We start from the raw sequence: 24379 nt of genomic DNA on the forward strand, positions 1-24379 counted from the left end.
CCGCGTCAGTCGCGCGGCGGCGGCATCACCACCAGGGCCTCCGTGTTGGCGCGGATCTCCCCGGTGCTGTCGTCCACGCCGCCCACCACGAGCACGGAGCCGTCCGGCAGCGCGGAGCACGTGTGCCAGGCGCGCGGCTGCGGCATCAGCGGCAGGCCCAGCACGGTGGGCTGCGCGCCCGCGTGCGGGGTGATCAGCTCCACCCAGGGCACCGAGGTCGTCGTGCCGGTGTACGTACCGCGCCCGCCCAGCACCACCACGCGGCCATCCGGCAGCGACACCGCGCACGGGTTGCTCCGGGGCATCAGGGCCGGGCCGTCGCGCACGGTCATCACGTCCTCCAGCACCTCGGAGGCGCCCACCGCCCGCGCGTCCTGGGTGGGCTCCACGCCGTCGAAGCCCCCCAGCAGCAGCGGGCGGGGGGACTCGTCCGGCCGCCCCAGCACCGCCACGGCGGCGCCCACGCGGGGCACGAGCAGCCGGGGCGGCACGTTCATCAGGCGCTGAAGGTCCGTCCCGTCGAAGCCGACGGACAGGACCTCCGGCACAGGCCCCGTGGCGTCCGCGCCTCCGGCGATGAAGAGGGTCTTCCCGTCCCCCAGCGCCACCAGCGTGGCGTCGACACGGCGCACCTCTCCGGCCACCTCGACGAAGCGGCCGGAGGCGCTGTCGAAGGCCTCCGCCGTGAACACCCCGCCGCCATCCGCCGCGCGCCCGCCCACCAGCAGCACGTGGCCCGCCGCGTCCACCGCCGCCGCCTGCTGATAGCGCGCGACCCCGGGCGTGAGCTCCCCCACCGCGCCCGTCGCCAGGTCCACGAGCCGCGCGGTGGGCTGCAACGACACGGGGGCGAAGGACTCCGCGCCGCCCACCAGGAGCACGCGGCCATCCGGCAGCGGCGACGCCGTGTGGAAGGCCCTCGCGCCCACGTCCGGCCCGGGGCTGAACGTGCCGTCCGCCGGGTTGAACACCTCCGAGGTCCTCGACACGGGCCGCGCCCCGTTCGCCTCGGGCCGGTAGCCCCCGGTGAGCCATATGCGTCCGTCCGGCAGCGTCGTGGCCGTGTGCGCCGCGCGCGCTTCGACCGGCAACGCGCAGGTCCTCGGCTCGGACGCCAGGTTCACCGGCACGAACTCTCCCAGCCGCCGCAGGAACACCCGCACCGTGGGCGCCTGCCCGTCCGTCACGTCGAACGGCGCGGTGCGGCCCAGCGACACCAGCCGCCCGCCCCGCTCCGGCGCCCCCACGTAGGCCCGGACCTCCAGCACCCTCGCGCTGCCGGGCGGCACGGCCGGCACGTCCGCCTCCGCCCACTCCACCGTCGACACCCGCTCGCGCGGTGGGTGGAGTCCAGGCCCCGTCACGCGGAAGCGCAGGTGCGTCACCCCGGCCAGGGGCTGCGTTCCGGCGCACGAGTCGGTGAGCAGGTCCAGGGCGGGGCGGACCTCGCCCCCGCAGGCGGGGGTGAGGGCCACCAGGGCGGCGAGGAGCGAGGAGCGGACGAAGCGCGGAGCCATGCGGCGGATGCTACCAGCCCCCTCCCCGGAGGCGTGGAGCCCAGACGGCCGGAAGCAGGCGGCGCGGTGGGGATTGCGCTGTAATGCGCCGGGCCCAGGACGTATGTCCTGTCCCCTCCTCCATGAAGCTCTCGCTCGCCACCCGCATCTTCCTGGGCTACGCGCTGGTGCTGCTGACGTTCGGGGCGGTGTCCCTGTTCAGCGTGGCGGAGCTGCACCGCAACCAGCAGGAGATCCGGCTCGTCAGCCAGGGCTACCTCCAGCTGTCCCAGGACGCCGCCGCGCTGGAGACCTTCCAGGGCAGCCAGGAGAAGGACACCGAGCGGGTGCTGGAGCAGAACAGCGTGGAGACGCGCCGCGCGCTCATCCGGCTGGCGAGCCTGTACTACGCGCCCCAGATGGCCCAGCGCCTGGAGGCCGCCCGCACCAAGGCCCGCGAGGTGCTCACCTTCGCCCCCAAGGGCGAGGTGCCCTTCGTGATGGAGCTGGACGAGCGCTTCGCCGAGCTGTCCCGCAACTCCCAGGCCTACGGCCGCGCGGTGGAGGCCGTGTTCACCGCGCTCGCCTCCGAGTCCCCGGACAGCCAGGAGGTGGCGCGCGCCACCGCGGAGCTGCGCCAGCTGGAGAGCGCCATCAACCGCGAGCTGCGCGTGCTGCGCGCCACGCTGACCAACCGCATCCGCGAGCGCGTGGACGGCGCGGAGGAGCGCGAGCGCAGGACGGGCCTCACCATCATCGCGCTGTCCATCATGGCCATCGGCGTGGGCGTGGGCGTCACCGCGTGGTCCGCCCGCACGCTGCGCCCGGTGCGCACCCTGATTGAAGGCGTGTCCCGCATCGGCCGGGGTGACTACTCCGCCCAGCTGGGCGTGCGCGGCGAGGACGAGGTCGCGCTGCTCGCGCGCGAGTTCGACCAGATGGCCCGCTCGCTCCAGGCGCGCGAGGCGCAGCTCAAGTCCCAGGCGGAGGCGCTGATGCGCGCGGAGCAGCTGGCCGCGGTCGGCCGCATCTCCGCGCAGATCGTCCACGAGGTGCGCAACCCCCTGTCCTCCATCGGGCTCAACGTGGAGCTGCTCCAGGACGCCGTGGGCGGCGCGCGGTTCGACTCCCAGGAGACCGCCGCGGAGGCGCGCGAGCTGCTCGCCGCCGTCACCCACGAGGTGGACCGCCTCACCGACGTCACCGAGCAGTACCTGCGCATGGCCCGCCCCGCCCGGCCGGACCTGGAGCCGGAGGACATCATCGCGGTGCTCGACGGCGTGCTCGACTTCACCCGCGAGGAGCTGGCGCGCGCGGGCGTGGAGGTGGTGCGCGCCTTCGCGCCCGACACGCCCCGCGTGCTCGCGGACCAGGGCCAGCTGCGGCAGGTGTTCCTCAACCTCCTGCGCAACAGCCGCGAGGCCATGCCCTCCGGAGGGCGGCTCACCGTGGCCACCACCCCGCACGACGGCGACGTGGAGGTGACCGTGCGCGACACCGGCAACGGCATGACCGAGGAGGTCCGCCGCCACCTCTTCGAGCCCTTCTTCACCACCAAGGAGGGCGGCACGGGCCTGGGGCTCGCGGTGAGCCAGCAGATCCTCCAGGCCCACGGGGGCTCGCTCTCCTGCCAGAGTATTCCCGGCCAGGGGACGACCTTCGTGTTAAGGCTCCCTCGCGCATGAGCTTTACACCGTACCGGGACGTGCTGCCCTCGGGCCTGCGCGTCGTCACCGTCGAGACGCCCCACCTGCACACCGCCCTCCTGGCCGTCTACGTGCGGACCGGCAGCCGCCACGAGACGGTGGAGAACAACGGCGTCAGCCACTTCCTGGAGCACCTCTTCTTCCGGGGAAGCGAGGCCTGGCCGGACACGGTGAAGATGAACGCGGCGGTGGAGGAGGTGGGCGGCAACCTCAACGGCGCCACCACCCGCGACCACGGCTACTACTACACCCCGCTGCACCCGGCCCACCTGGGCGTGGGCCTGGACGTCATCGGCGACATGCTCACCCGCCCCCGCCTCACCGACATGGAGGTGGAGCGGCAGATCATCCTGGAGGAGATGCTCGACGAGGTGGACGACAAGGGGCGCGACATCGACCTGGACAACCTGTCCAAGCGCCTGCTGTTCCCCGGCCACCCGCTGTCCCTGAAGATCGCCGGCACCCGCGAGTCCGTGAGGGCCCTCACCCACGCGCAGGTGCGGGAGCACTTCGCCCGGCACTACGTGGCCGGCAACCTGGTGGTGTCCGCCGCGGGCAGCGTGAAGCACTCGGAGGTGCTGGCCCTGGCCGAGCGCGCCTTCGCCCACCTGCCGAAGGGTGACGCCACCACGGAGAGCGCGCCGCCCCTGCTGGGCCCCGGGCCGCACTTCCACTTCGTCACCCACGACGAGTCGCAGACGGAGTTCAAGCTCACCTTCCGCACGGTGCCGGAGCAGCACGAGGACTTCCCCGCGCTCCAGCTCCTCCGGCGCCTCCTGGACGACGGCCTGTCGTCGCGGCTGCCCTTTGAAATCGTGGAGAAGCGGGGCCTTGCGTACTCGGTGCAGGCGGGGCTGGACACCTACCACGACCTGAGCCTCTTCGAGATCGAGGCGGCCAGCGCGCCGGAGAAGGCGCCGCTGGTGGTGGCGGAGGCGCTGCGCGTGCTCGCGGAGCTCTGCGACCAGGAGGCGAGCGAGGAGGAGCTGAACCGCGCCAAGCGCCGCCACCGCATGCTGCTGGAGTTCTCCCAGGACTCGCCGGGAGAGCTGGCCGGGTGGTTCGGCGGCGTGGAGCTGTTCCGCCGTCCGGAGACGTTCGGCCACCGCGCGGATCAGGTGGACCGGCAGACGGCCGCGCGGGTGCGCGAGGTGGCGCGGCGCTACTTCACCCGGGAGAACCTGCTCGTGGTGGCGGTGGGCCAGCGCAAGGGGCTCAAGGCGCTGGAGAAGGTGGTCGCGGAGGCCGCGGGCCTGCCCTCCTCCGCGCCCGCCCTCAGCGCCGCCCGCGGATGATGATGGGCCCCGTCGGGGCCCGCTTCTTCTTGGGCGTCGCCTTGTCGATGGCCTTCCGGATGCGCAGGTACTCGGGGTTCTGCGGCTCGCGCTTCAGGGCCTCTTCGATGAGCTTCATGCCGCGCGGCAGCTGCGTCTCGAACTGGGCGTAGAGGTTCGCGAGCGCGGCCTTCTCCTCCACGGAGGCATCGTTCAGGCTGGCCAGCTGCTCCAGGACCTCCTGGGCCTCCGGCTTGCGGCCCGCCTTCAGGTGCAGCCGCCACATGCGGGACAGCGCGGGCGCGAAGGAGGGCTCCGTCTTGAGGGCGAAGCGGTAGCTGTCCTCCGCCCCGCGCGCGTCGCCCTGCTCCTCCAGGACGCGGCCGCGCACGTACAGGGCGCGGGCGAAGCGCGGGCGCAGGTGCAGCGCGCGATCCACCAGCTGCTGGGCCTCGGACGCGCGGCCCTGGGCGCAGACGATCTCCGCCAGCCACGCGACGGCCTCCGCGTTGTCCGCGTCGTCCTCCAGCAGCTTCCGGAGCGCGCCCTCCGCCTCCGCCGGGCGCCCGAGCGCCATCAGCACGCGGGCCTTCATCGCCACCACGTCCGTGGTGTCCGCGTCCTCGGCCGGCACGGCCTGGAGGTCCGCCTCCGCCATGTCGTAGACGCCGCTCATCAGGAAGTAGCGCGTGCGCAGGAGGCGCGCGGGCGTGAAGCTGGGCGAGCCCTGGAGCACGCGGTCCATCAGGTTGGCCGCGAGCAGCTCCTCGCCCTTCATGAGGAGGACCTCGGCCTCCACCGTCTTCGTCGCGGCGTCGTCCGGGGTCTCGCGGAGGATGCGCTCCAGCGTGGTGAAGGCCTCGTCCGAGCGGCCCTGCCGCGCCTGGAGGCGGGCCAGCGACAGGACGTCCTCCTTGGGCAGCTTGCCCTCGTCCCGCAGCGCGACGAGCGTGGAGATGGCCTGGGGCGTCTGCCCTTCCCCCAGATACAGGTCCGCGAGCTGCTTCTGGATGACGGGGTCGGTGCCCGGAATGAGGCTCTCCGCCTGCTTGAGGGTGAGGATGGCCGCGCCGGGGTTGCCGGCGCCCTGGTGGGCCCTGGCCAGGAGGAGGAGCGGCTCCACGCTCTCCGGGGCGGCGTTGGCCGCCTTCTGGAGCTCGGAGATGGCGCGGACGTACTGCCCCTGCGCGAGGGCTTCGCGCCCCTGTGACAGGGAGTTCTGGACCTGGACGGCCTGCTTCTGCGCGGCCGCCGTCTCCGGGTCCTTGCAGGCAAGCGGTAGGAGCAGGACAAGCGTCCAGGGACGGGGGAAAAATCGATGGGGCATCGCTGAGGGACAGGGTAGCGGATGTTATCCTTCTGCGTCGATGGACCCTTTCGTGCGCCGCCTCGTGGAGAGGCTTCATGATCCCAGCCGGCCGCTGTCGCGGAACCGGCACTTCCACACGTTCGACACCCCCGAGGGTCGGATGGCGCTGAAGGTGTTCCGTCGGCTGCGCAGCCTCCAGCAGGACATCCTGGCCTGTCACAAGGAGGGGCGCCGCGCCCGCATCTGCCGCCAGCTCAACCCGGACGGCGACCACCGCATCGAGCTGTGGATGGAGCGCGTCGCGGGCCGCCGCGTGTCCATGCTCCAGCCCGCGGAGTACGAGCTGCTCGCCCGGCTGCCGGGCGTGCGGGACGCGCTGGAGGTCCTGGACGAAGCGGCCTGAAGCGCCCGGCGCGGCTGGAGCCCCCAGGGCCCCAGCCCCGTGGGCCCCCCGTCACTGGGGCGTCACGGACGCGCGCTGCACCTGCGTGACGCCGGGCAGCGTGGGCGCGGGGTTGAGCGCCTGGATCAGCATGGCGCGCAGCGCTTCCGTGAGGTCCTCGCCCGGGGCGCTCACGCCGGCCGGCGCGCCCTGCAGCGGCGCGGGCACCTCCGTGCCCACCACCACGATGGGGATGCGGACCTCCCACGCCAGGTAGTGCGCCAGCCGCACCGCCGGCTCCGACGTGTCCATCAACAGCGCGCCGATGGCCCCGGCGCTGAACGGCCGCCACAGCGGGCGCGCGGCCTCCGCGGGCGGCAGCACGCAGAAGTCCACGTTCAGCACGTCGCTCAGCTCCAGGCGCCCCAGCGTCCCGAAGCCGCTCTTCACCGCGGTGGGATCCGCGGACATCGCCTCCAGGCCCGGCACCCGCGCCAGGATGCGCCGCGCCGCGGAGGAGCCGCTGCCACAGACGAAGACCTTGGCCGTCGCCACCTTCGCCAGCGTGCGCGTGCGCAACAGGCGCCCGCGCAGCGCGTGCACCTCCGCCGCGCCGATGAGGTCGCCCGCCCCCAGGTTCTGGCCCTCGCTCTCCGTGGGGCGCGCCACGCCCTTCTGGAGCAGCGTGGACAGCACGCCCAGCACCTCCATGTCCGTCGCGGGCGCCAGGTCCAGCACCTCGCCCAGCGCTCGCGGCTGGCGGAGCAGCTCCATCACCTGCGCCGTCACCGGGTGCTGCTCCTCGGACAGGTCCACCTCCGGCGCCAGCATCAGCCGCGTGTGGCGCGGCGGCAGGCCCGGCAACAGGCGGTTCACCTCGTCCGACTGACGCATGCCCTCCAGGAGCGCGTCGTCCATCGCGCGGTTGATGCGCGGGCGCGCGGCGCTGGTGCCGGGCGTGAAGGTGAAGTTGCCCTCCGTCCACGCCAGGAGCCGGAACAGCGCCTTCTCCCCCTCCACCCTCCCGAGCCGCGCGTTCACCGTGCGCCCCTCCGCGACGGTGATCTCCCCGCGCTCCGAACCGCGCTCCAGCGCCAGGCGCCCGTTGCGCTTGTTCATGCCCAGAATCTGCATGAGGTCCGGGATGCTGAGCTGGCTGAGCGAGCCTTCGATCTCCTGCTGCTCGCTCTTGAGGTCCTTGGCCGCCTCGTTGCGGCGGAAGATGTGCTCGATGCGGCTGAGCACCTCGTCCAGGTTGAAGGGCTTGCGCAGCGTGCCATCCCGCATGCCCCGCACCCGGTCCGTGTCCAGGCTGGACGTGGTGAGCACCACCGGGATGTCTTCCGTGCGCGGGTTGGTGCGCAGGATCTGGACGAACGTGCGCGCGTCCAGGAGCCGGCACGCTTCATCGAAGAGCGTCAGGTCCGGGTGCCGGAGCACCGCGACCTCCAGGGCTCGCGAGCCGTCCGGCGCGTAGTGCACCTGATAGCCCTTCGTGCGCAGCGCCCGCGACAGGGCTCGCACCGAGTCGAGGTCGGGGTCGGCGATGAGGATCTTCCGCACCTGGGCCACGGTCGCTTGCTCCGCTTCGTTACGTCAGTAGGGCTGCAGGTCGTATTCGGCCTGCAGCTTGGAGATGAGCCCGTCCACCACCGCGGTGTCCGAGGTGTGGAACCCCCACGTCGCGCCCCGCCCCCGCCGCTGGATGAGCGCGTACGACGCGCTCTCCGACAGCCAGAGGATGAACTCGTGGCGCGCCACCCGCTCGTCGCCCTCCAGGAACACCGGCGTGAGCGCCGCGTGCGACTCCAGGTCCACGCGCCGGCCCAGCAGGTAGATGCGCGACGCCAGGTCCGGCGGCGCCTGCTCCAGCCCCACCGCCAGCGGCAGGTCCGCGCGGATCTCCGGACCACCCACGTACAGCAGCCCGCGCGAGCCCGGGTCGCGCACCAGCTCCCGGGCGATCTCCACCTGGAGCTCGTCGAAGAGCACGTCCGCCACCTTGCCCCGGCGGCTGGGCTCCGCGCGGTCGTCCGTGGGCAGGCGCGGGCTGTTGGGCGTGCCCAGGAGCAGGTCCACCTCGTCCCAGAACGGCAGCCCGTCCAGCATCAGCCGGCGCTGGAGCGACGCGCGGCGCTCGTCCATGCGGCGGCGGCAGCGGTGCACCAGCTCGTCGAAGTCCTCGCCGTCCTTGGGGAAGGTGCTGGCCCCGCCCACGAGCGCCAGCGGCAGGCGCTGCTCCACGTCCTGCACCTCCGGCTCGTCCCGCACGGCGGCCACCGCGCGGCGCACGAACATCATCGCGCCGAAGAAGTCCGTCTCCGGCAAGAGGAGGTAGAACTCCTGGTCGCTCGCCTTCGCGATGACGTCCGAGTCGCGGATGATCTTGCTGAGCGCCTTGATGATGCCGCGCACGGCCTTCTTCGCGTCCTGCGCGCCCAGCCGCACGCGCACCAGCGGCAGGTTGTCGATGCTGAAGGTCAGCAGCGAGAACGTGCGGCCATACCGGCGCGCCTTGTAGATCTCCTTGGAGGCGTAGTCGGTGAAGTAGCTGAGGTTGTACGCGGCGGTGTCGCGGTCGCGCAGGCCCAGGCGCTGGAGCGCCATCAGCTTGCGGCCGTTCTTCACGCCCACCGCGGCGAAGTCCGCCAGCACCTTCGCGTCGCGCGTGTGCTCCAGCCGGAAGTCGCCGGTGAGCGGATCCGACAGCTGCGCGAGCCCCATCACCTCGCCCGTGGCCACCAGCGGCACGTACAGCACGGGCGAGCGCTCATCGCGCGCCAGCCACGGGGCCGCCTCGCGCAGGCGCAGGGACAGCGGCCCCTCGGGGCTCATCTTCTCCGGCAGGAACTGCTTGTCGAGCAGGCCCCGGTACGAGCGCAGCGCCAGGTCTCCCCGGTCGTCCACCACCCACAGCGCGGCGCTCTGCGCGTCGCACACCGCGCCCAGGTCCGCGATGACGCGCTCCTGGAGCCACTCCAGGTCCGGATGGGAGAGCAGCTCCAGGCAGCGCTGCTGGAGGTTGTGGAAGCGGGCGAACTCCAGGTTCTCGTCCTGGAGGCGCGCGCGCTCGTGGCGAAGCTGGGCGCGCTCCATGGCGCGGTCCACCGCGAGCAGCAGGTCGGACTCCTCCACGGGCTTGACGAGGCAGTCCGCCACGCCCAGGCGCAGCGCGACCTCCGACCCCTTCACGTCGTCGCGGGTGCTGACGAGGATGACCTCCTGCTCGGGGTCCCGCTCGCGCAAGCGCGCGGTGAGCGCGAAGCCGTCCACGCCGGGCATCACCACGTCGGTGAGGACCAGGTCGAACGTCGCCCGGGACACCTCCTCCAGGGCGAGGGTGGCGTTCTCCACCGCCACCACGCGGTGCCCCCGGCGCGACAGCAGGTCCGTGGCGAGTTGTCGGAAGAACAGGTCGTCGTCGACGACGAGGATGGGACCGGCCACGGCGCTCGGGGGAGGAAGGGAGGAAAACCGAAGGCTATCGGGCCCTTGGAAGCACGACAACGCCTTCGAAGACGAAGGACACGGGGCCCCGGAGCCGGATGTCGGACAGGTCGTCGGGAACGCGGATTCTCAGGTCTCCGCCCGGCAGGGTGACGCGCAGCCAGGCGTTCGAGGGCAGGCGCCTCGCCAGCACGGCCGCCACCGCGGACGCGCACGCGCCCGTCCCGCAGGCCTGGGTGAGGCCGCAGCCCCGCTCCCAGACGACGACGGTCAGCCCGTCCTCGTCCACGCGGACGAACTCCACGTTGGTCCGGTCCGGGAAGGCGGGGTGCCGCTCCAGGAGGGGGCCCAGGCGCTCGGCGGCCTCCAGGGGTTGATCCAGGAGCACCAGGTGCGGGTTGCCCATGTTCACGGCCGTGCCGAGCAGCCCCTCATGGCCGGGCACGGGCGCGCGCACGAAGGGCTGGCCGGTCGTCCCCGAGGGCAGGTTCGCGGCCACCAGCCGCGCCGGGCCCATGGAGATGTCCACGCTGATGACGCCGCCGTCGCCGTAGCCGGGCTCGCAGGTGAGCACGCCCGCGCCAGTCTCCACGTCGATGAACGTGGGGTGCTGGCCGCCGTGGTCCACCAGATACTTCACCGCACAGCGCAGGCCGTTGCCGCACATCTCCGCGATGCTGCCGTCGGCGTTGTGGACGACCATGCGGGCAAGGCCGCGGGACGACGGGAGGATGGCGAGCACCCCGTCCGCGCCGATGCCCCGGCGCCGGTCGCACAGCCAGCGGGACTGCGCCTCGCCGAGGTCCACGCCGGTGTGGCGGCGGTCCAGGACGACGAAGTCATTGCCCAGGCCGTGGTACTTGAAGATGCGTTCGCTTGCGTCCACGGGGGCAAGTGTAGACGCGGGCGTTCATTCGCGCTCGCCGACCTTCTTGGGCTCGGACGGGACGTCGGGCGTGGCCCGGGGCGAGGCCCCGGGGGCGCTGGCACGGCGCAGCTCGTCCAGTTCGGCCTCTCGGGCGGCGAGCTGGTCCTGCATCTTCTCGACGTGGGCCTGGAGGACCTCCATCTCCGCGGCCAGCTCCAGCACGTCCTCCGGGGGCGGCGCGGCGGCGCTCTTGGCCTCCTCCAGCGCCTGGACCAGGGTCTCGCGTTCGGTCTCCAGCGCTGCCAGCCGGGCCTGCTGTTCGCGGATCCGCGCGGAGAGCTGGTCGCGTTCGGCGCGCTCGGTCTCGAGGAGGCGCGCGGCGTCCGCGGCGGCGGTCTCCAGGGAGCTGGTGCGGCCCTCCAGGCGGACGCGGGCGGCGCGGGCGACGGTCAGGTCCGACTGGAGGCGCTCGCGCTCGGAGGCCATGGCGGTGCGCTCGGCGTCCGCGCGGCGGGCCTGGGCCTCGGCGTCGGCGACGGCCTGGGTCAGGGAGGCGACGCGGGCCTCCAGCGAGGCCTGGCCGGTCCGAGCATCCTCGAGCGCCGTGGCGAGCCGGGACTCCAGCGCGGCGAGGGCTTCGCGGGTCTGTTCGGCGGCCTGGGCGAGGCGGGCTTCGAGGTCGGCCTTCTCCGCAGCGGCGCGGGCGGTGGCCTCCGCGAGCTGGGCCTCGATGGCGGCCTTCTCCTCGCGAGCCTGTTCGCTGAGCGCCGCGAGGCGGGCCTCCAGGTCAGCCCGCTCCGTGCCGGCCTGGGCGGTGGCTTCCGCGAGCCGCACTTCGAGCTCGGCCTTCTCCTCGGCGGCCTGGGCCAGCGCTTCGGCGAGGCGCGCTTCCAGCTCCGCCTTCTCCGTTCCAGTGCTCGCGAGGGCCTCGTTGAGGCGGGCTTCCAGTTCGGCCCTCTCGGTTCCAGTGCTCGCGAGGACCTCGTTGAGGCGGGCCTCCAGCTCCGCCTTCTCGGCCGTGGCGCTTGCGAGGAGCGCGTTGAGGCGCGTTTCCAGCTCGGCCTTCTCCAGGGCTGCCCTTGCGACGGCCTCGTTGAGGCGAAGCTCCAGCGTGGCCTTGTCCGTGCCTGCGCTCGTGAGCGCCTCGGTCAGGCGCAGCTCCAGTTCGGCCTGCTCCGAGCCAGCCTGCGAGGTGACCTCTTCGAGGCGCACCTGGAGCTCGGCCTTCTCGGTGGCGGCGCTCGCGAGGCGGGCTTCCAGGTCGGTCCGCTCCTGCTCCGCGCGCGCGGTGAGCTCCGCGAGCTGTGCCTCCAGCGTGGCGGTGCGCTCGTTCCCGGTCTGGAGGGTCTCCGAGAGGTGGGCCGCGTCCGCGCGCGCGGCTTCCAGTTCGGCGCGCAGGCCCTCCATCGAGGACTCCAGGCTCGTGGCCTTGCCCGCGAAGCGGCGCGCGGTCTCGAGCTGCACCACGAGCACCTCCGCGTGTTCGCGCGTCGCGGCGAGCCGGTCGCTGGCGTCCATCAACTCCGCCTCCAGCCGGCCGACCTGCTGGCTCCGCTCATGCAGCGCGGCGTGCGCCCGTTGCAGCTCGGAGCCCAGGCGCATCAGCTCCTGGTGCGCGGCGCCCAACCGGGCCGTCTCCGCGCGCAGGGCCGTCAGCTCCTGCTCCTTCAGCCCCAGCTGCGCGCGCAGCTCGTCCAGGTCCTGCTGCTGTCGTTCGGCCCGCGAAAGCGCGCCTTCCAGCTGCGCTTCCATGGAGACCCGCAGGGCGCTGGCCTCGCGCAGCTCCTGCTCGCGCGCGGACAGGGACTCCGCGAGACGCGTCGCCCGCGCCTCGGACTCGAGCGCCGCGTCCTGCGACCGCGAGCCCTCCGCGAGCCGGGCCTCCGCCTGCGCGAGCGAATCCTCCAGCGCGCTGAGGTTCGCGGTCTCGGCGGCGAGTCGGAACTCCACCTCCGTCAGGGAGGCCTCCAGTCCGATCCGGCGCGACGTCTCGGAGTCAGCGCGCTTCTCCGCGTCCGCGAGCGTCTGCTCCAGCGAGGCGAGACGGGTCTCCGCATCCTTCAGCGAGGCTTCCAGCTCGGAGCGACGAGCGGACTCAGCGGCCTGGCGTGCCTCCAGCTCCGCGAGCGACGCTTCCAGTTCGGCACGTCGCGTGGACTCTGCCGCTTGGCGTGCCTTCACCTCCGCGAGCGACGCCTCCAGCTCGGTACGTCGCGTGGACTCCGTGGCCCGCTGGGCCTCCGCCTCGGAGAGCGCCGCTTCGAGCTCAGAGCGCCGCGTCGACGCGGCGGCAAGTTGGGCCTCGGCGTCCGCGAGCGTCTGGGCCAGCGAAGCCTGGCGTGCCGTCTCGGTGGCCCGCTGGGACTCCGCATCCAACAGGGCCTGCTCCTTCAGGGCGAAGCGTTCGGTTTCCGTGGCGAGCTGGGCCTTGGCCTCCGCCAGGGCCTGCTCCAGCGTCGCCAGTCGCTCGGCTTCGGAGGCACGGAGGGCTTCGGCTTCCACCAGGGCCTGCTCCAGCGTGGTCACCCGCTCGGTCTCGGCCGCGAGGCGAGCAGCCTCTGCTGTGATGCGGGACGCGGTGTCCGTCAGCGACGCTTCCAGTTCGGCACGGCGGGCGTCGACTTCCGCGAGCCGGGCCTGGACCTCGGTCCGCGCCTGCTCCGCATCGGACAGGCGTTCCCGCCAGGTCGTGACCTCCGCGCGCAGGGCTTCCAGCTCCGAACGAAGCGAGGCCTCGTCCTTCGCGCGAGACTCGCGGTCGAGCGCCTCCTGCGTGCGGGCCTCATCCAGCGAGGACAGCGCCTCCGCTTCGGACCGCCGCGCCTCGGTGAGCTCCGCGCGCAGCTCGCGCACGGTCGCATCCAGGGCCACCTGTGACTGCTTCGCGTCCGACAGCGCGACGCGGGTCTCCTCCAGCTCCCGAGCGTACCCACGCGCCTCGTCCGACGCCGCCGCGTGCGACTGTCGCAGCTCCTGCAACGCGGCTTCGTTCGTCCGCTGTGCTTCGGTGAAGGCGGCCTGGACCTCCGAAAGGGTCTGGCGCGTCTGTTCGAAGGCGGCTTCGGTGGACAGCCGCGCGGCACGCGCCGCCGACAGTTCCGCTTCGAGCTGGGTCCGGGCCTCCTGCGCCGAAACCCGCGAGGCTTCGGCCCGGGCGCGCTCCGCTTCCAGCGCCGTCGCGGAGTCCCTCTGGAGCTGCGCGAACGACGCCTCCAACCGGGCCCGCTGCGCGCGCTCCTCCTCCAGGACCGTGCGTGCCACACCCAGCGCGGCATCCAACCGCAGCCGGTCCGCTTCCAGCGCGCTCTGCGCCTCGTTCCACGAGGACTCGGAGCCCTCCAGCCGGGCGCGCAAGGCCCGCTCGGCGTCGAGCGACTCCTGCAGGTTCGCAAGCGCCGCCTGGGCTCGGGCCTGCTGCTCACGCTCCGCCAGCAGCTGCGCCTGGGTATCGCCGAGCAACGCCTCCCAGCGAGCCCCCCGCTCCTGCTCGGAGGACAGGGACTCGCGTGCCGCGTCGAGCTCCGCCTGGAGCGAGGCGCGGGCCTGCTGCGCTCGCGACAGGTCCTCCTGGATGAGCGCCGCCAGGGCCTCCGAGTCGGTCAGCTCCTGCCGCAGCGAGCGGAGCGTTGCCTCCAGCTCCGCGCTGCGAGCCTCGGCGGACTCGCGGGCCTGGTTCGACTCCGCGAGCCGGGCGCCGTGCTCCCACACCTCGCGGGCCAGGACCTCCCGGGCCTCGGAGCGGGCCTGTTCGACCGCGGCCTCGAGCGCTTCCGCGGCACGAGCCTCCGCCGCCGCGACACGGGCTTCGGCCTCGGCCCGGACGCCAGCGAGCACCTGCTCCGTCTGGCCGCTCGACTCGGCGCGGGCTTCCGCGAGCGCGGTGGCCACGCGGGCTTCCGCCTCCTGCACCCGGCGGGCGAGGACCGCCTCGGCTTCGGCGCGCACCTCCGCGAGCATCCGCGCCGAGCGGACCTCGGCCTCTTCCAACTGCCGGACGCGCTCGGCCTCGGACTCGGCACGAGCCGCGGCCAGGGCCTGGACCTGCTGGGCCTCCGCCTCGGCGCGCGCTTCCACGAGGGCCTGAGCGATACGGGCCTCGACGTCCGCCAGCTGCCGGCTGCGTTGAGCCGACGCGGTGGAGCGAACCTCGGCGAGCGCCTGCTCGCGGCGGCTCTCCGCTTCCGCCAGCGCCTGCGCCAGTCGCGCATCCGCGTCGGTCCGGACGGCCTCCAGCGCCTGAGCCGCCTCCACCCGCGCGCGCTCGACCCGGGCGTCAGCGTCGGCACGGGCAGCCTCCAGCGCCTGAGCCGCCTCCGCCCGCGCGCGCTCGACCCGGGCGTCAGCGTCGGCACGGGCAGCCTCCAGCGCCTGAGCTGCCTCACGGGCCTCCGCCAATGCACGCTCGACACGGGCATCGGCATCCGCCAGCGCCTGCGCGAGCCGAACCTCCGCTTCAGAGCGGTTCTCCTCCAGCGCCTGAGCCACCCCACGCGCTTCCGCCTGCGCGCGCTCGACCCGGGCGTCCGCGTCGGCGCGGGACTCCTCCAGCGCCCGCGAGAGCCGCACCTCCGCCTCGGCCCGGGCCTCCTCCAGCGCTTTCGCGAGCCGCGCCTCGGCCTGCTCACGGGCCTCCGCCAGCGCGTGCTCGGAGCGCTCCTGCTCCTCCTCCAGCGCCTTCGCGAGCCGCGCCTCCTCCTGCTCGAGGGCCTCCGCCAGCGCGTGCTCCTGCCGCGAGTCCGCGTCGGCATGCGCGGCGGCCAGCGCGTTCGTCACCCGCTCGTCGGCCTCGGCGCGAGCCTGCGCGAGCGCCTCCTCCAACCGAGCCTCCGCCTGCGCCCGCTCCGCGTCGATGGCCTGGACGAGCGCCGCCTCCACGCGGACGCGCTCCGTCTCCGCCGCCGCCAGCCGCTGTCCGGCCGCGTGCTGCGCGGACTCGACGCGCTTCTGCTCCGCCTCCAGCGTCTCCAGGCGCAGCCTGGCCGCGTGAAGCTCCTCCTCCAGCCGCGCCGCCAGCGCCCGCGCCGCCGACTCCGACTGCGCGCGCCCCTCCAGCTCCTGCCGCAGCCGGCCTTCCGCCTCGCGCGCCGCGGCGAGCTCCGTCTCCACGCCGCGCAGCAGCGCCTCACGCTCCGAGAGCCGCGCCTCCGCGTCCTTGCGCGCCCCTTCGGCGGAGTGCATCCGCTGCTGGGCCTCGGCGAGCTCCCGGCGCGCTCGCGCCAGCTCCGCCTCCTTCACCGGCACCGCGTCGCCCGCCGTCCGCGCCGACTCCTGCGCGCGCGCCAGCTCCGCCTTCAGGTGCTCCACCGCCGCGAGCGCCGTCGAGTACTGCTCCGCGATGCGCAGCTCCCGCTCGCGAGCCGCCTCCGCCTGCCGGCGCCTGTCCTCCGCGCCCTCCTGCGCGCGCTCCGCCGCCAGCCGGTCCCGCTCACGGTCGATGCGCAGCGCGCCCAGCTCGTCCTGAAGCGCGCGCAGCTCCGTGTACGCCTGCGTCAGCCGCTCGCGGGACTCCTCCAGCGTCGCCGCGGTCTCCTCGCGCCGCGCCCGCTCCAGCCGCAGCGCCTCCTGCGCGGCCAGCACCTGCACGCCCGCGTCCGCCTGCGCCCGCTGCGCCGCCTCCACCTCCAGGCGCTGCGCCGTCAGCCGCCGGTCCGCGTCCGCGATCCGCTCCGTCGCGACCTGCAACTCCAGCTCACGCCGCCGCAGCCGGCTGCTCAGGTCGTCCCGCTCGCGCGCGGACTCCACCGTGCCCCGCGCCTGCTCCAGCTGCGCGGTCAGCCGCGCCATGTCCTGCCGGGCGCCCTCCAGCGCCGGCTTGAGCGCCACGACCTCCGCCTCGCGGTCGCCAATCTCCGCGCGCAGCTTCGACACGGCCTCCTTCAGCCGCCCCGCCCGCTCCTCCCACGTCTTCGCCCGGGCGGCGACCTCGTCAAGCTTGCCGCGCGTGAAGGCCAGCGGCTCCGGCGCCAGCTGCACCCACGTGGGATCCACCACCCGCGCCGGCTCCAGGCCCGCCATCACCACGAAGTACGCCGCCTCGCTGTGCCGCACGAGCGAGCCGTCCACCTGGAGCCCCTCGCCGCGCTCGAACGCGAGCTGGTAGCCCAGCACCGGCGACTGCGTGGCCACCTCCACATGCGGGAAGTGCGCGGACAGCGCGTCCAGGAGCTGCCCGTACGTGGGCGGGACCGTCTCCTCCGGCTCCATCAGCTGGGGCAGCGCGAGCCCCGCGATGTTGCGCAGGCCGCCCACCAGGAAGCCCTGCCGGGCCACCAGCCGCGCCAGCTCCGCCAGCAGCTCCGGCGCGCGCACGTAGGGCGCCAGGTCCGTCACCAGCACCAGGTCGAAGCTGCCCGCCTCCAGGTCGTCATAGACGTTGGCGCGGAAGCGCAGCTGCGGGTGCGCGTGGGCCTTCTGCGCCGCCTCCACCGCCGCCACGTCCGCGTCGCACGCGACCACGGTGCGCGCGCCCCGCTCCACCAGGAAACGAGCGCTCTCGCCGCCCGTGGACGCCACGGCGTCGACCTCGAGCACCCGTCGGCGCGCGAACAGACTCTCGGCGAAGATGTAGCGGGGCAGCAGCTCGCTGGGCCCCAGGCGACGAAAGGACGATTGCAAATGATGATCCCGGCGGGCCCAGGACTGTAGCGTTGGAGTCCCAGAAGACCCAATTTCATGGCCACCCACCCACGGGCCCACGCCCGTCCCACAGGAGAGCAGGCGACATGACCACCCATTCCCCCCAGGGATTCGGCTACCGGGCCCGCCGCACCTTCACCCGTCTGGTCGTCTTCCTCGTCATCCTGGGCCTGGGCGGCGGCGTCGTCTTCCTCCTGGGCCAGCTCAACGCCCGCACCTTCACCGTCGTGCAGGAGAACGGCGAGCTCGTGGTGATGAAGGGCCGCGCCCTGCCCACCGGCGCCGCCGCCTACCGCCCCGGCGACCCGCGCCTCGCGGACGCCTACGCGCCCCTCCCCCTGGAAGGCCAGGACGTCACCCTGCTGACGCAGCAGAAGTTCACCGACCGGGACGACCTGGACCGCGCCCTCTTCCCCCTCCTGGAGACCCTGGCCCGCCCGCGCATCGCGTCCGGCGAGCCCGCCAAGGTGGAGCGAGGCCTCTACTACCTGCGCCGCGCGGAGAAGCTCTCCGGCGTCACGGAGGAGCAGCGCCGGAGCCTCCAGTCCATGCTCACCGACGTCGCCTTCTACCAGGCCCGCCAGAAGCTGGAGGATGCCCGCCGCCTCGTGTCGGAGGGCCTGGCCCAGCTCAAGCTCGCCGCGGAGACGGAGAACCGCCACGCCCGCGCCGCCAACCAGATGCTCAGCACCGTGGGCCCCACCGCCCGCGACCTGGAGGAGGCCCTGCGCCGCGCCGTCCACACCGACAGCGCCCCGGACAACACCCCTGTAGCACCGGCGCCCCGCCCCCCCGCCCCGGCACCCGCCAGCGACGCGTCCGCCACGCCGCCGTCCGCCGCCCCAACCCCTGACGCGGGCGCCCAGCCCTGATCTCCAGGGGTTGGGTGACCCCATGAAAAAGACGGGTCCCAACCGGCCTTTGCGCGCCTGTAAATGTCGTGCGGAGGACGGCCCGGAGCGCGTCGGTGAGTGATCATAGATTGCAATGATCGATCCGACCCTCCGGGAGGTTTACACAGGATCTTGCGTTGACACACCGGATGACCCCCCATAGCTTGGGTCTCCTCTGTTGCTCGCCCGCCACCTCGGGGGCACGCCCACGGAACCCGGAGGCCGGTGTGGTTTTCTTGATCGACACACACATCCGCCAGACAGTTCGCCACATGTCGGGTCGCTGTCACCAAGCCAGCGGGTTCTGATCGGAAGTAGCCCTCCCAGCCATCTCCGGAGTCATCACCACGGGGTCAATCCGCCCTGGTGGCTCCGCCTTGCCTTGCCCTGGAAGTGAGACGCCCGTGACCGTCCAGACGCCCCTGAAGCCGAACGCCGTCGCCTCGCCGCCTCCTGACTCCGCCACCGTGGCGCCCGCCACGCAGGCCCCGTCGGCGCCCGGCGACTTCACCACCGCGATGCGGGTGAAGAAGCGCAACGGCACGGCGGAGCCGGTGGACCTCAACAAGATCGTCCGCGCGGTGGGCAAGTCGTGCGTGGGCCTGTCGCGCGTGGACGTGATGCGCGTGGCCACCAAGACCATCAGCGGCCTGTATGACGGCGCCACCACGCGGGAGCTGGACAGCCTGTCCATCCAGACCGCCGCGGCGCTCATCGTGGAGGAGCCCGAGTACGCCCGGCTCTCCGCGCGCCTGCTGTCCACCTTCATCCAGAAGGAGGTCAGCAACCAGGACATCCAGTCCTTCAGCCAGTCCGTCGCCGCCGGCCACAAGCACGGCCTCATCGCGGACCGCCTGCTCACCTTCGTCCAGGCCAACGCGCGCAAGCTCAACGCCGCCATCGACCCGGTCCGCAACGACCTGTTCGAGTACTTCGGCCTGCGCACCGTCTACGACCGCTACCTGCTCAAGAACCCGCAGACGCGCGAGGTGATCGAGACGCCGCAGGACTTCTTCCTGCGCGTGGCGTGCGCCCTGTCCGGCGACAACGCGCGCGAGGCCATCGAGCTCTACCGCCTGTTCAGCTCGCTGGAGTACCTGCCGTCCTCCCCCACCCTGTTCAACTCCGGCACGCGCCACGAGCAGCTCTCCAGCTGCTTCCTCCTGGACTCGCCGGCGGACGAGCTGGACGCCATCTACAAGAAGTACTCGGACATCGCGATGCTGTCGAAGTTCTCCGGCGGCATCGGCGTGGCGTACCACCGCGTGCGCGCGCGCGGCTCGCTCATCAAGTCCACCAACGGCCACTCCAACGGCATCGTCCCGTGGCTCAAGACGCTGGACGCGTCCGTCGCGGCGGTGAACCAGGGCGGCAAGCGCAAGGGCGCGTGCTGCGTGTACCTGGAGACGTGGCACGCGGACATCGAGGACTTCCTCGAGCTGCGCGACAACACCGGCGACGAGGCCCGCCGCGCGCACAACCTCAACCTGGCCAACTGGGTGCCGGACCTCTTCATGCGCCGCGTGGAGGCGGACCAGGAGTGGAGCCTCTTCGACCCGAAGACCGTCCCCCACCTCACCGACCTCTTCGGTGACGCCTTCGAGAAGGCCTACGTGGAGGCCGAGGCGCAGGGCCAGGCCGTGCGCAAGGTGAAGGCGCGCGACCTGTACGCGCGGATGATGAAGGTGCTGGCCCAGACGGGCAACGGCTGGATGACCTTCAAGGACATCTCCAACCGCAAGAGCAACCAGACCGGCCAGCCCGGCAACGTCATCCACCTGTCCAACCTGTGCACCGAGATCCTGGAGGTCACGAGCCAGGGCGAGACGGCGGTGTGCAACCTGGGCTCGCTCAACCTGGGCCGGATGGTGAAGGACGGGAAGTTCGACTTCGACCTCCTGCGCTCCAACGCGATGCTCGCGCTCAAGCAGCTGGACCGCGTCATCGACCTCAACTACTACCCCATCCCCACCGCCGCGGACTCCAACCGCCGCTGGCGCCCGGTGGGCCTGGGCCTGATGGGCCTCCAGGACGTCTTCTTCCAGCTGCGCCTGCCCTTCGACTCGGCCGAGGCCCGCGCCCTGTCCCGGAAGATCTCCGAGGAGATCTACTACGCGGCGCTCGTCACCTCCTCCGACCTGGCGGAGCAGCTCGGCGCGCACCCGGCCTTCCCGGAGACGCGCGCGGCCAAGGGCGAGCTCCAGTTCGACAGCTGGGGCGTCGTGCCGGAGGACACGCTGCGCTGGGACGCGCTGCGCTCGCGCATCATGAAGGTGGGCCTGCGCAACTCGCTGATGATCGCCATCGCGCCCACGGCCACCATCGCGTCCATCGCCGGCTGCTACGAGTGCATCGAGCCGCAGGTGTCCAACCTCTTCAAGCGCGAGACGCTGTCCGGTGACTTCCTCCAGGTGAACCGCTACCTGGTGCGCGACCTGCAGCAGCTGGGCCTGTGGAACGAGAACACCCGCAACCGCATCAAGCTGGCCGAGGGCAGCGTGCAGGACCTCACGGAGCTGCCGGAGGAGCTGCGCGCCATCTACCGCACCGCGTGGGAGATCCCCATGCGCTCGCTGCTGGACATGGGCGCGGACCGCGGCGCCTTCATCGACCAGAGCCAGTCGCTCAACCTCTTCGTGGAGACGCCCAACATCGGGAAGCTGTCCTCGATGTACTTCTACGCGTGGCAGAAGGGGCTCAAGACGACGTACTACCTGCGCTCGCGCCCGGCCACCCGCATCGCCAAGGCCACCGTGGGCCAGGGCGGCCCGACGATGACGGCCGCCCCCACGCCCGCGCCGCAGACGGTGACCGCGGAGGCGGAGGCGGTGGCGTGCTCGCTGGAGAACCCCGAGGCGTGCGAGGCGTGCCAGTGACCCTGGCCGTCTGACGCCCCACCCGTCCTTCGTAAGGGAGTGCCGAAGCAATGCTGCTCGATCCGGGAATGAACCTGACGCTGCGCCCCATGGCGTATCCCGTCTTCTTCGAGATGTACCGCAACGCCATCAAGAACACCTGGACGGTGGAGGAGGTGGACTTCTCCACGGACCTGGTGGACCTGCGCTCGAAGATGACGGACGCGGAGCGTCACCTCATCCACCGGCTGGTGGCCTTCTTCGCCACGGGGGACTCCATCGTCGGCAACAACCTGGTGCTCAACCTCTACAAGCACCTGAACGCGCCGGAAGCGCGCATGTACCTGTCGCGCCAGCTCTACGAGGAGGCCCTGCACGTCCAGTTCTACCTGACGCTGCTGGACACCTACGTGCCGGACCCGGCGGAGCGCGCCAAGGCCTTCGCGGCGGTGGACAACATCCCGTCCATCCAGCGCAAGGCGCGCTTCTGCATGAAGTGGATGGACAGCATCCAGGCGCTGGATCAGGTCCGCTCCAAGTCGGACCGCCGCCAGTTCCTGCTGAACCTCATCTGCTTCGCGGGCTGCATCGAGGGCCTCTTCTTCTTCGCGGCCTTCGCCTACGTGTACTTCCTGCGCAGCAAGGGGCTGCTCAACGGCCTGGCCGCGGGCACCAACTGGGTGTTCCGCGACGAGTCCGCCCACATGGCCTTCGCCTTCGAGGCCATCAAGACCGCGCGCAAGGAGGAGCCGGACCTCTTCGACGCGAGCCTGGAGCGGGACGTGCTGCAGATGATGCGCGACGCGGTGGAGTGCGAGACGCAGTTCGCCCAGGACCTCCTGAGCGGCGGCGTCGCCGGCCTCTCCGTGCAGGACATGCGCGGCTACCTGGAGTACGTGGCCGACCAGCGCCTCCAGATGCTGGGCATCGCGCCCGTCTTCCACACCAAGAACCCGCTGCACTTCATGGACCTGCAGGACGTGCAGGAGCTCACCAACTTCTTCGAGCGCCGCGTGTCCTCCTACCAGGTGGCCGTGGGCGTGGGCGCCGCCAACGACGTCGTCTTCGACGCCGCCTTCTAGGCCCTCCCCGCCCCTGCTCCCCCCAGGCCGTGCCCCGCGACGAGCGAGGCACGGCCTTCGTGTTTAAACAGGTCGCTCCACGTCGCGCCGGCTCACGACGCGCTCGCGGCGCTCCTCGTCCGTCGCCTGCTCCGCGCGCGCGGCGGAGATCTGCACCGCCGGGCGGGCCACCAGCCGGTACACCGCGGACGCGAAGCCCGCGCCCAACAGCGGCGCGATGATGAACAGCCACAGCTGGCGCAGGGCCGCGCCCCCGGCGAAGAGCGCCGGGCCCAGGCTGCGCGCCGGGTTCACCGACGTGTTGGTGATGGGGATGCCCACCAGGTGGATGAGCGTCAGCACCAGGCCAATGGCCAGGCCCGCGAAGCCCACCGGCGCGCGCGAGTCCGTGGCCCCCAGCACCGTCAGCACCAGCAGGAAGGTGAGCGCCACCTCGGTGAGGAAGGCCGCCCCGCCGCCATACCCCTCCGGCGACGCCACCCCGTAGCCGTTGCTGCCCAGCCCCTCCGCGCCCGCCGAGTAGCCCCCCGGCGCGCCCTTCGCGATGAGCAGCACCACGCCCGCGGCGAGGATGGCGCCCACGCACTGGGCGATGATGTAGCCAGCCACGTGGCGCTTGTCGAACTTGCCCGCCATCAGCAGGCCCACCGTCACCGCCGGGTTCACGTGACAGCCGGAGATGGGGCCTATCGTGTAGACCATGGCCAGCAGCGACAGCCCGAAGGCGAAGGCGACGCCCAGGAAGCCGATGCGGTCGCCGGCCAGCACCGCCGCCCCGACGCCGCCGAGCACCAGCACGAAGGTGCCCACCGCTTCCGCCAGGTACCGCTGCATCGCGTCGCCATTCGCGGGGGCCGCCCGGGCGGCCCTCCCCTTCTCTTCACGCATGTTCAAGCCTCCTCGGATGTCCAGAGGAGAGGCTGTGCATGCGTGCGCCCCGCAACGCGCGAGGGCCCTGCACACGGCCGCCGTGCGGCGCATGGACAAGGCCCCCGCAGTCCCGAGGCCCCCCCCCCGAAGGGAGGGGCACCCGAGCCCATCAGGCGGTTCTCAGGAGTGCTTCCAGATGCCGATGAACGGCACGTTCCGGTACTTCTCCCCGTAGTCCAGGCCGTACCCGACGACGAACTTGTCCTCGATGACGAAGCCCTTGTAGTCGATGTTCACCTTCGTCTTGGCGCGCGCGGGCTTCTCCAGCAGCGAGCAGATCTTCACCGACGCGGGGTGGCGCGCCTGGAGGTTCTCCAGGAGGAAGCTCATGGTGAGCCCCGTGTCGATGATGTCCTCGATGATGAGCAGGTGCTTGCCCGCCATGGGCTTGGACACGTCCGTGGTGATGCGCACCTCGCCCGTGGACTCCGTGCCGCCGTGGTAGCTGGACACGCCCAGGAACTCGAGCGTCAGCGGCAGATCGATGGCCCGCGCCAGGTCGATGGCGAAGAACGCGGAGCCCTTGAGCACGCAGACGAGCGTCAGCTCCTTGCCCTGGTAGTCGCGGGTGATCTGCGCGCCCAGCTCCTTCACGCGCGCCTGCACGGCCTCCTCTGAGATGAGGACGCCGACATCCTTCTCGTGGAACGTCGTCACCGGGTGCTCCCTCTACACGTAGGCGTTGTTCATGATCTCCCCGAAGCCGCCGCCGCCGGGGACGATGTACTGCCGGTCATCCAGGCCCCGCTCCTTGTCCCAGAGCAGCCCCGGCGCCGTGCCGAACACCTCCGGGGGGGACAGGCCGCGGTCCAGCCGGAGCGCGTAGATGATGACGTCCGGGTGCTCCGTCGTCATCCGGCGCAGGTACTCCGGGGTGACGATGAGGTTGAGCGTGATGATGCGCCGGGCCCGCCCGGGCACCTTCGTCTTGTAGAGCTGGATGGCCGTGGACAGGCTGCCGCCCGTGGCCCCCATGGGGTCCGGGAACAGCACGAACGCGTCGTCCACGTCCCCGCCAATCTTCGCGCCGCCAATCTCCGAGCCCACCACCGCCTGGGCCGCGTCGATCATCCGGCTCATGATGATGTGGTCCTGCCGCACCAGGGACGGATCCACCGTGAAGTTGAGCAGGTCATACGTCACCTGCGACGGCAGCGTGCCCGCCCGCGCGATGTTCACCGTCACCACGCGCAGCTGCGGGTCCACCACCTCGCCCTGGTAGATGCCCAGGGGCGTGGAGTCGATCATCCGGGTGGGGAGCGTCACCATCTTGCGCGGGAACTCCGCGTTGATGACCGTCTTCACCAGGTCCGTGTAGAGCTGCTCCACCAGCCGGTTGATCTGCGGCTGGAGCGTGCCCTTGGCGCACAGCGTGGCCAGTTGGGAGAGGAGAAACGGATTCCCCACCAGGTGGACGTTGGCCCCATAGTGGTGGGCCATCTCGTTCAACTGGAAGGGCACGTTCGCGTACAGGGTGTCGCGCATCGGATGGAGCTCCCGC

15 protein-coding genes are annotated in these 24379 nt (G+C 72.2%); 6 read left to right on the top strand and 9 right to left on the bottom strand.

The window, feature by feature from the left end:
- Nucleotides 1-5 precede the first annotated feature (5 nt).
- Nucleotides 6-1517: a hypothetical protein gene (locus tag U8525_RS19740; protein WP_374267814.1), complete on the bottom strand. Its 1512-nt coding sequence runs from the start codon at nt 1515-1517 to the stop codon at nt 6-8.
- Between the two features lie 122 nt (nt 1518-1639).
- Here U8525_RS19740 and U8525_RS19745 point away from each other — a divergent pair, with 122 nt between their 5' ends.
- Together U8525_RS19745 and U8525_RS19750 are read left to right on the top strand one after the other, a co-directional pair.
- Nucleotides 1640-3181, top strand: coding sequence for an ATP-binding protein (locus tag U8525_RS19745; protein ID WP_374267815.1), 1542 nt, complete (start codon nt 1640-1642; stop codon nt 3179-3181).
- Nucleotides 3178-4497, top strand: coding sequence for a M16 family metallopeptidase (locus U8525_RS19750; RefSeq protein ID WP_374267816.1), 1320 nt, complete (start codon nt 3178-3180; stop codon nt 4495-4497). Before U8525_RS19745 ends, U8525_RS19750 begins: the two co-directional genes overlap by 4 nt.
- On the opposite strand, the gene U8525_RS19755 is transcribed toward U8525_RS19750, so the two are convergent.
- The gene (locus U8525_RS19755) at nt 4478-5803 is read right to left on the bottom strand and encodes a tetratricopeptide repeat protein (RefSeq protein ID WP_374267817.1); all 1326 of its coding nucleotides are present in this window, start codon (nt 5801-5803) and stop codon (nt 4478-4480) included. The genes U8525_RS19750 and U8525_RS19755 overlap by 20 nt on opposite strands.
- 40 nt (nt 5804-5843) lie before the next feature.
- On the opposite strand from U8525_RS19755, the gene U8525_RS19760 reads away from it, so the two are divergent.
- Nucleotides 5844-6188 carry a hypothetical protein gene (locus tag U8525_RS19760; RefSeq protein ID WP_374267818.1) on the top strand — a complete coding sequence of 115 codons (345 nt, stop codon included), beginning with the start codon at nt 5844-5846 and terminating at the stop codon, nt 6186-6188.
- Between the two features lie 51 nt (nt 6189-6239).
- Here the strand turns inward: U8525_RS19760 and U8525_RS19765 are convergent, their stop codons facing one another.
- Genes U8525_RS19765 through U8525_RS19780 form a run of 4 tightly spaced genes read right to left on the bottom strand, consistent with a single transcriptional unit; the run spans nt 6240 to nt 17097 of the window.
- The gene (locus U8525_RS19765; protein WP_374267819.1) at nt 6240-7739 is read right to left on the bottom strand and encodes a DUF4388 domain-containing protein; all 1500 of its coding nucleotides are present in this window, start codon (nt 7737-7739) and stop codon (nt 6240-6242) included.
- 24 nt (nt 7740-7763) lie between these two features.
- Nucleotides 7764-9614, bottom strand: coding sequence for a response regulator (locus U8525_RS19770; RefSeq protein WP_374267820.1), 1851 nt, complete (start codon nt 9612-9614; stop codon nt 7764-7766).
- 34 nt (nt 9615-9648) lie between these two features.
- Nucleotides 9649-10500, bottom strand: coding sequence for a diaminopimelate epimerase (gene dapF, locus U8525_RS19775; RefSeq protein WP_374267821.1), 852 nt, complete (start codon nt 10498-10500; stop codon nt 9649-9651).
- Nucleotides 10501-10524: 24 nt separating this feature from the next.
- On the bottom strand, nt 10525-17097 hold the full coding sequence (locus tag U8525_RS19780; RefSeq protein WP_374267822.1) for a methyltransferase domain-containing protein: 6573 nt from the start codon (nt 17095-17097) through the stop codon (nt 10525-10527).
- A gap of 107 nt (nt 17098-17204) precedes the next feature.
- Here U8525_RS19780 and U8525_RS19785 point away from each other — a divergent pair, with 107 nt between their 5' ends.
- The 3 genes from U8525_RS19785 to U8525_RS19795 all read left to right on the top strand — a co-directional run bounded on the left by U8525_RS19785 (nt 17205) and on the right by U8525_RS19795 (nt 21948).
- Nucleotides 17205-17990 (top strand): IF-2 protein, encoded by a 786-nt coding sequence (locus tag U8525_RS19785; protein WP_374267823.1) that lies wholly within the window; start codon nt 17205-17207, stop codon nt 17988-17990.
- Between the two features lie 539 nt (nt 17991-18529).
- The gene (locus U8525_RS19790) at nt 18530-20887 is read left to right on the top strand and encodes a ribonucleoside-diphosphate reductase subunit alpha (protein WP_374267840.1); all 2358 of its coding nucleotides are present in this window, start codon (nt 18530-18532) and stop codon (nt 20885-20887) included.
- Nucleotides 20888-20937: 50 nt separating this feature from the next.
- Complete coding sequence (locus U8525_RS19795; RefSeq protein WP_374267824.1) at nt 20938-21948, top strand: ribonucleotide-diphosphate reductase subunit beta; 1011 nt, start codon at nt 20938-20940, stop codon at nt 21946-21948.
- A gap of 63 nt (nt 21949-22011) precedes the next feature.
- Here U8525_RS19795 and aqpZ read toward each other — a convergent pair whose 3' ends face one another.
- The 3 genes from aqpZ to U8525_RS19810 all read right to left on the bottom strand — a co-directional run bounded on the left by aqpZ (nt 22012) and on the right by U8525_RS19810 (nt 24363).
- Nucleotides 22012-22836, bottom strand: a complete 825-nt coding sequence (gene aqpZ / locus U8525_RS19800) for an aquaporin Z (protein WP_374267825.1) — start codon at nt 22834-22836, stop codon at nt 22012-22014.
- A gap of 162 nt (nt 22837-22998) precedes the next feature.
- Entirely contained in the window at nt 22999-23535 is a 537-nt protein-coding gene (gene hpt / locus U8525_RS19805) for a hypoxanthine phosphoribosyltransferase (RefSeq protein WP_374267826.1), read from the bottom strand.
- Between the two features lie 12 nt (nt 23536-23547).
- Nucleotides 23548-24363, bottom strand: a complete 816-nt coding sequence (locus U8525_RS19810) for a uracil phosphoribosyltransferase (protein WP_374267827.1) — start codon at nt 24361-24363, stop codon at nt 23548-23550.
- Nucleotides 24364-24379: the final 16 nt, after the last annotated feature.

The organism is Corallococcus sp. RDP092CA (assembly GCF_041903675.1).
Taxonomy (GTDB): Bacteria; Myxococcota; Myxococcia; order Myxococcales; family Myxococcaceae; genus Corallococcus.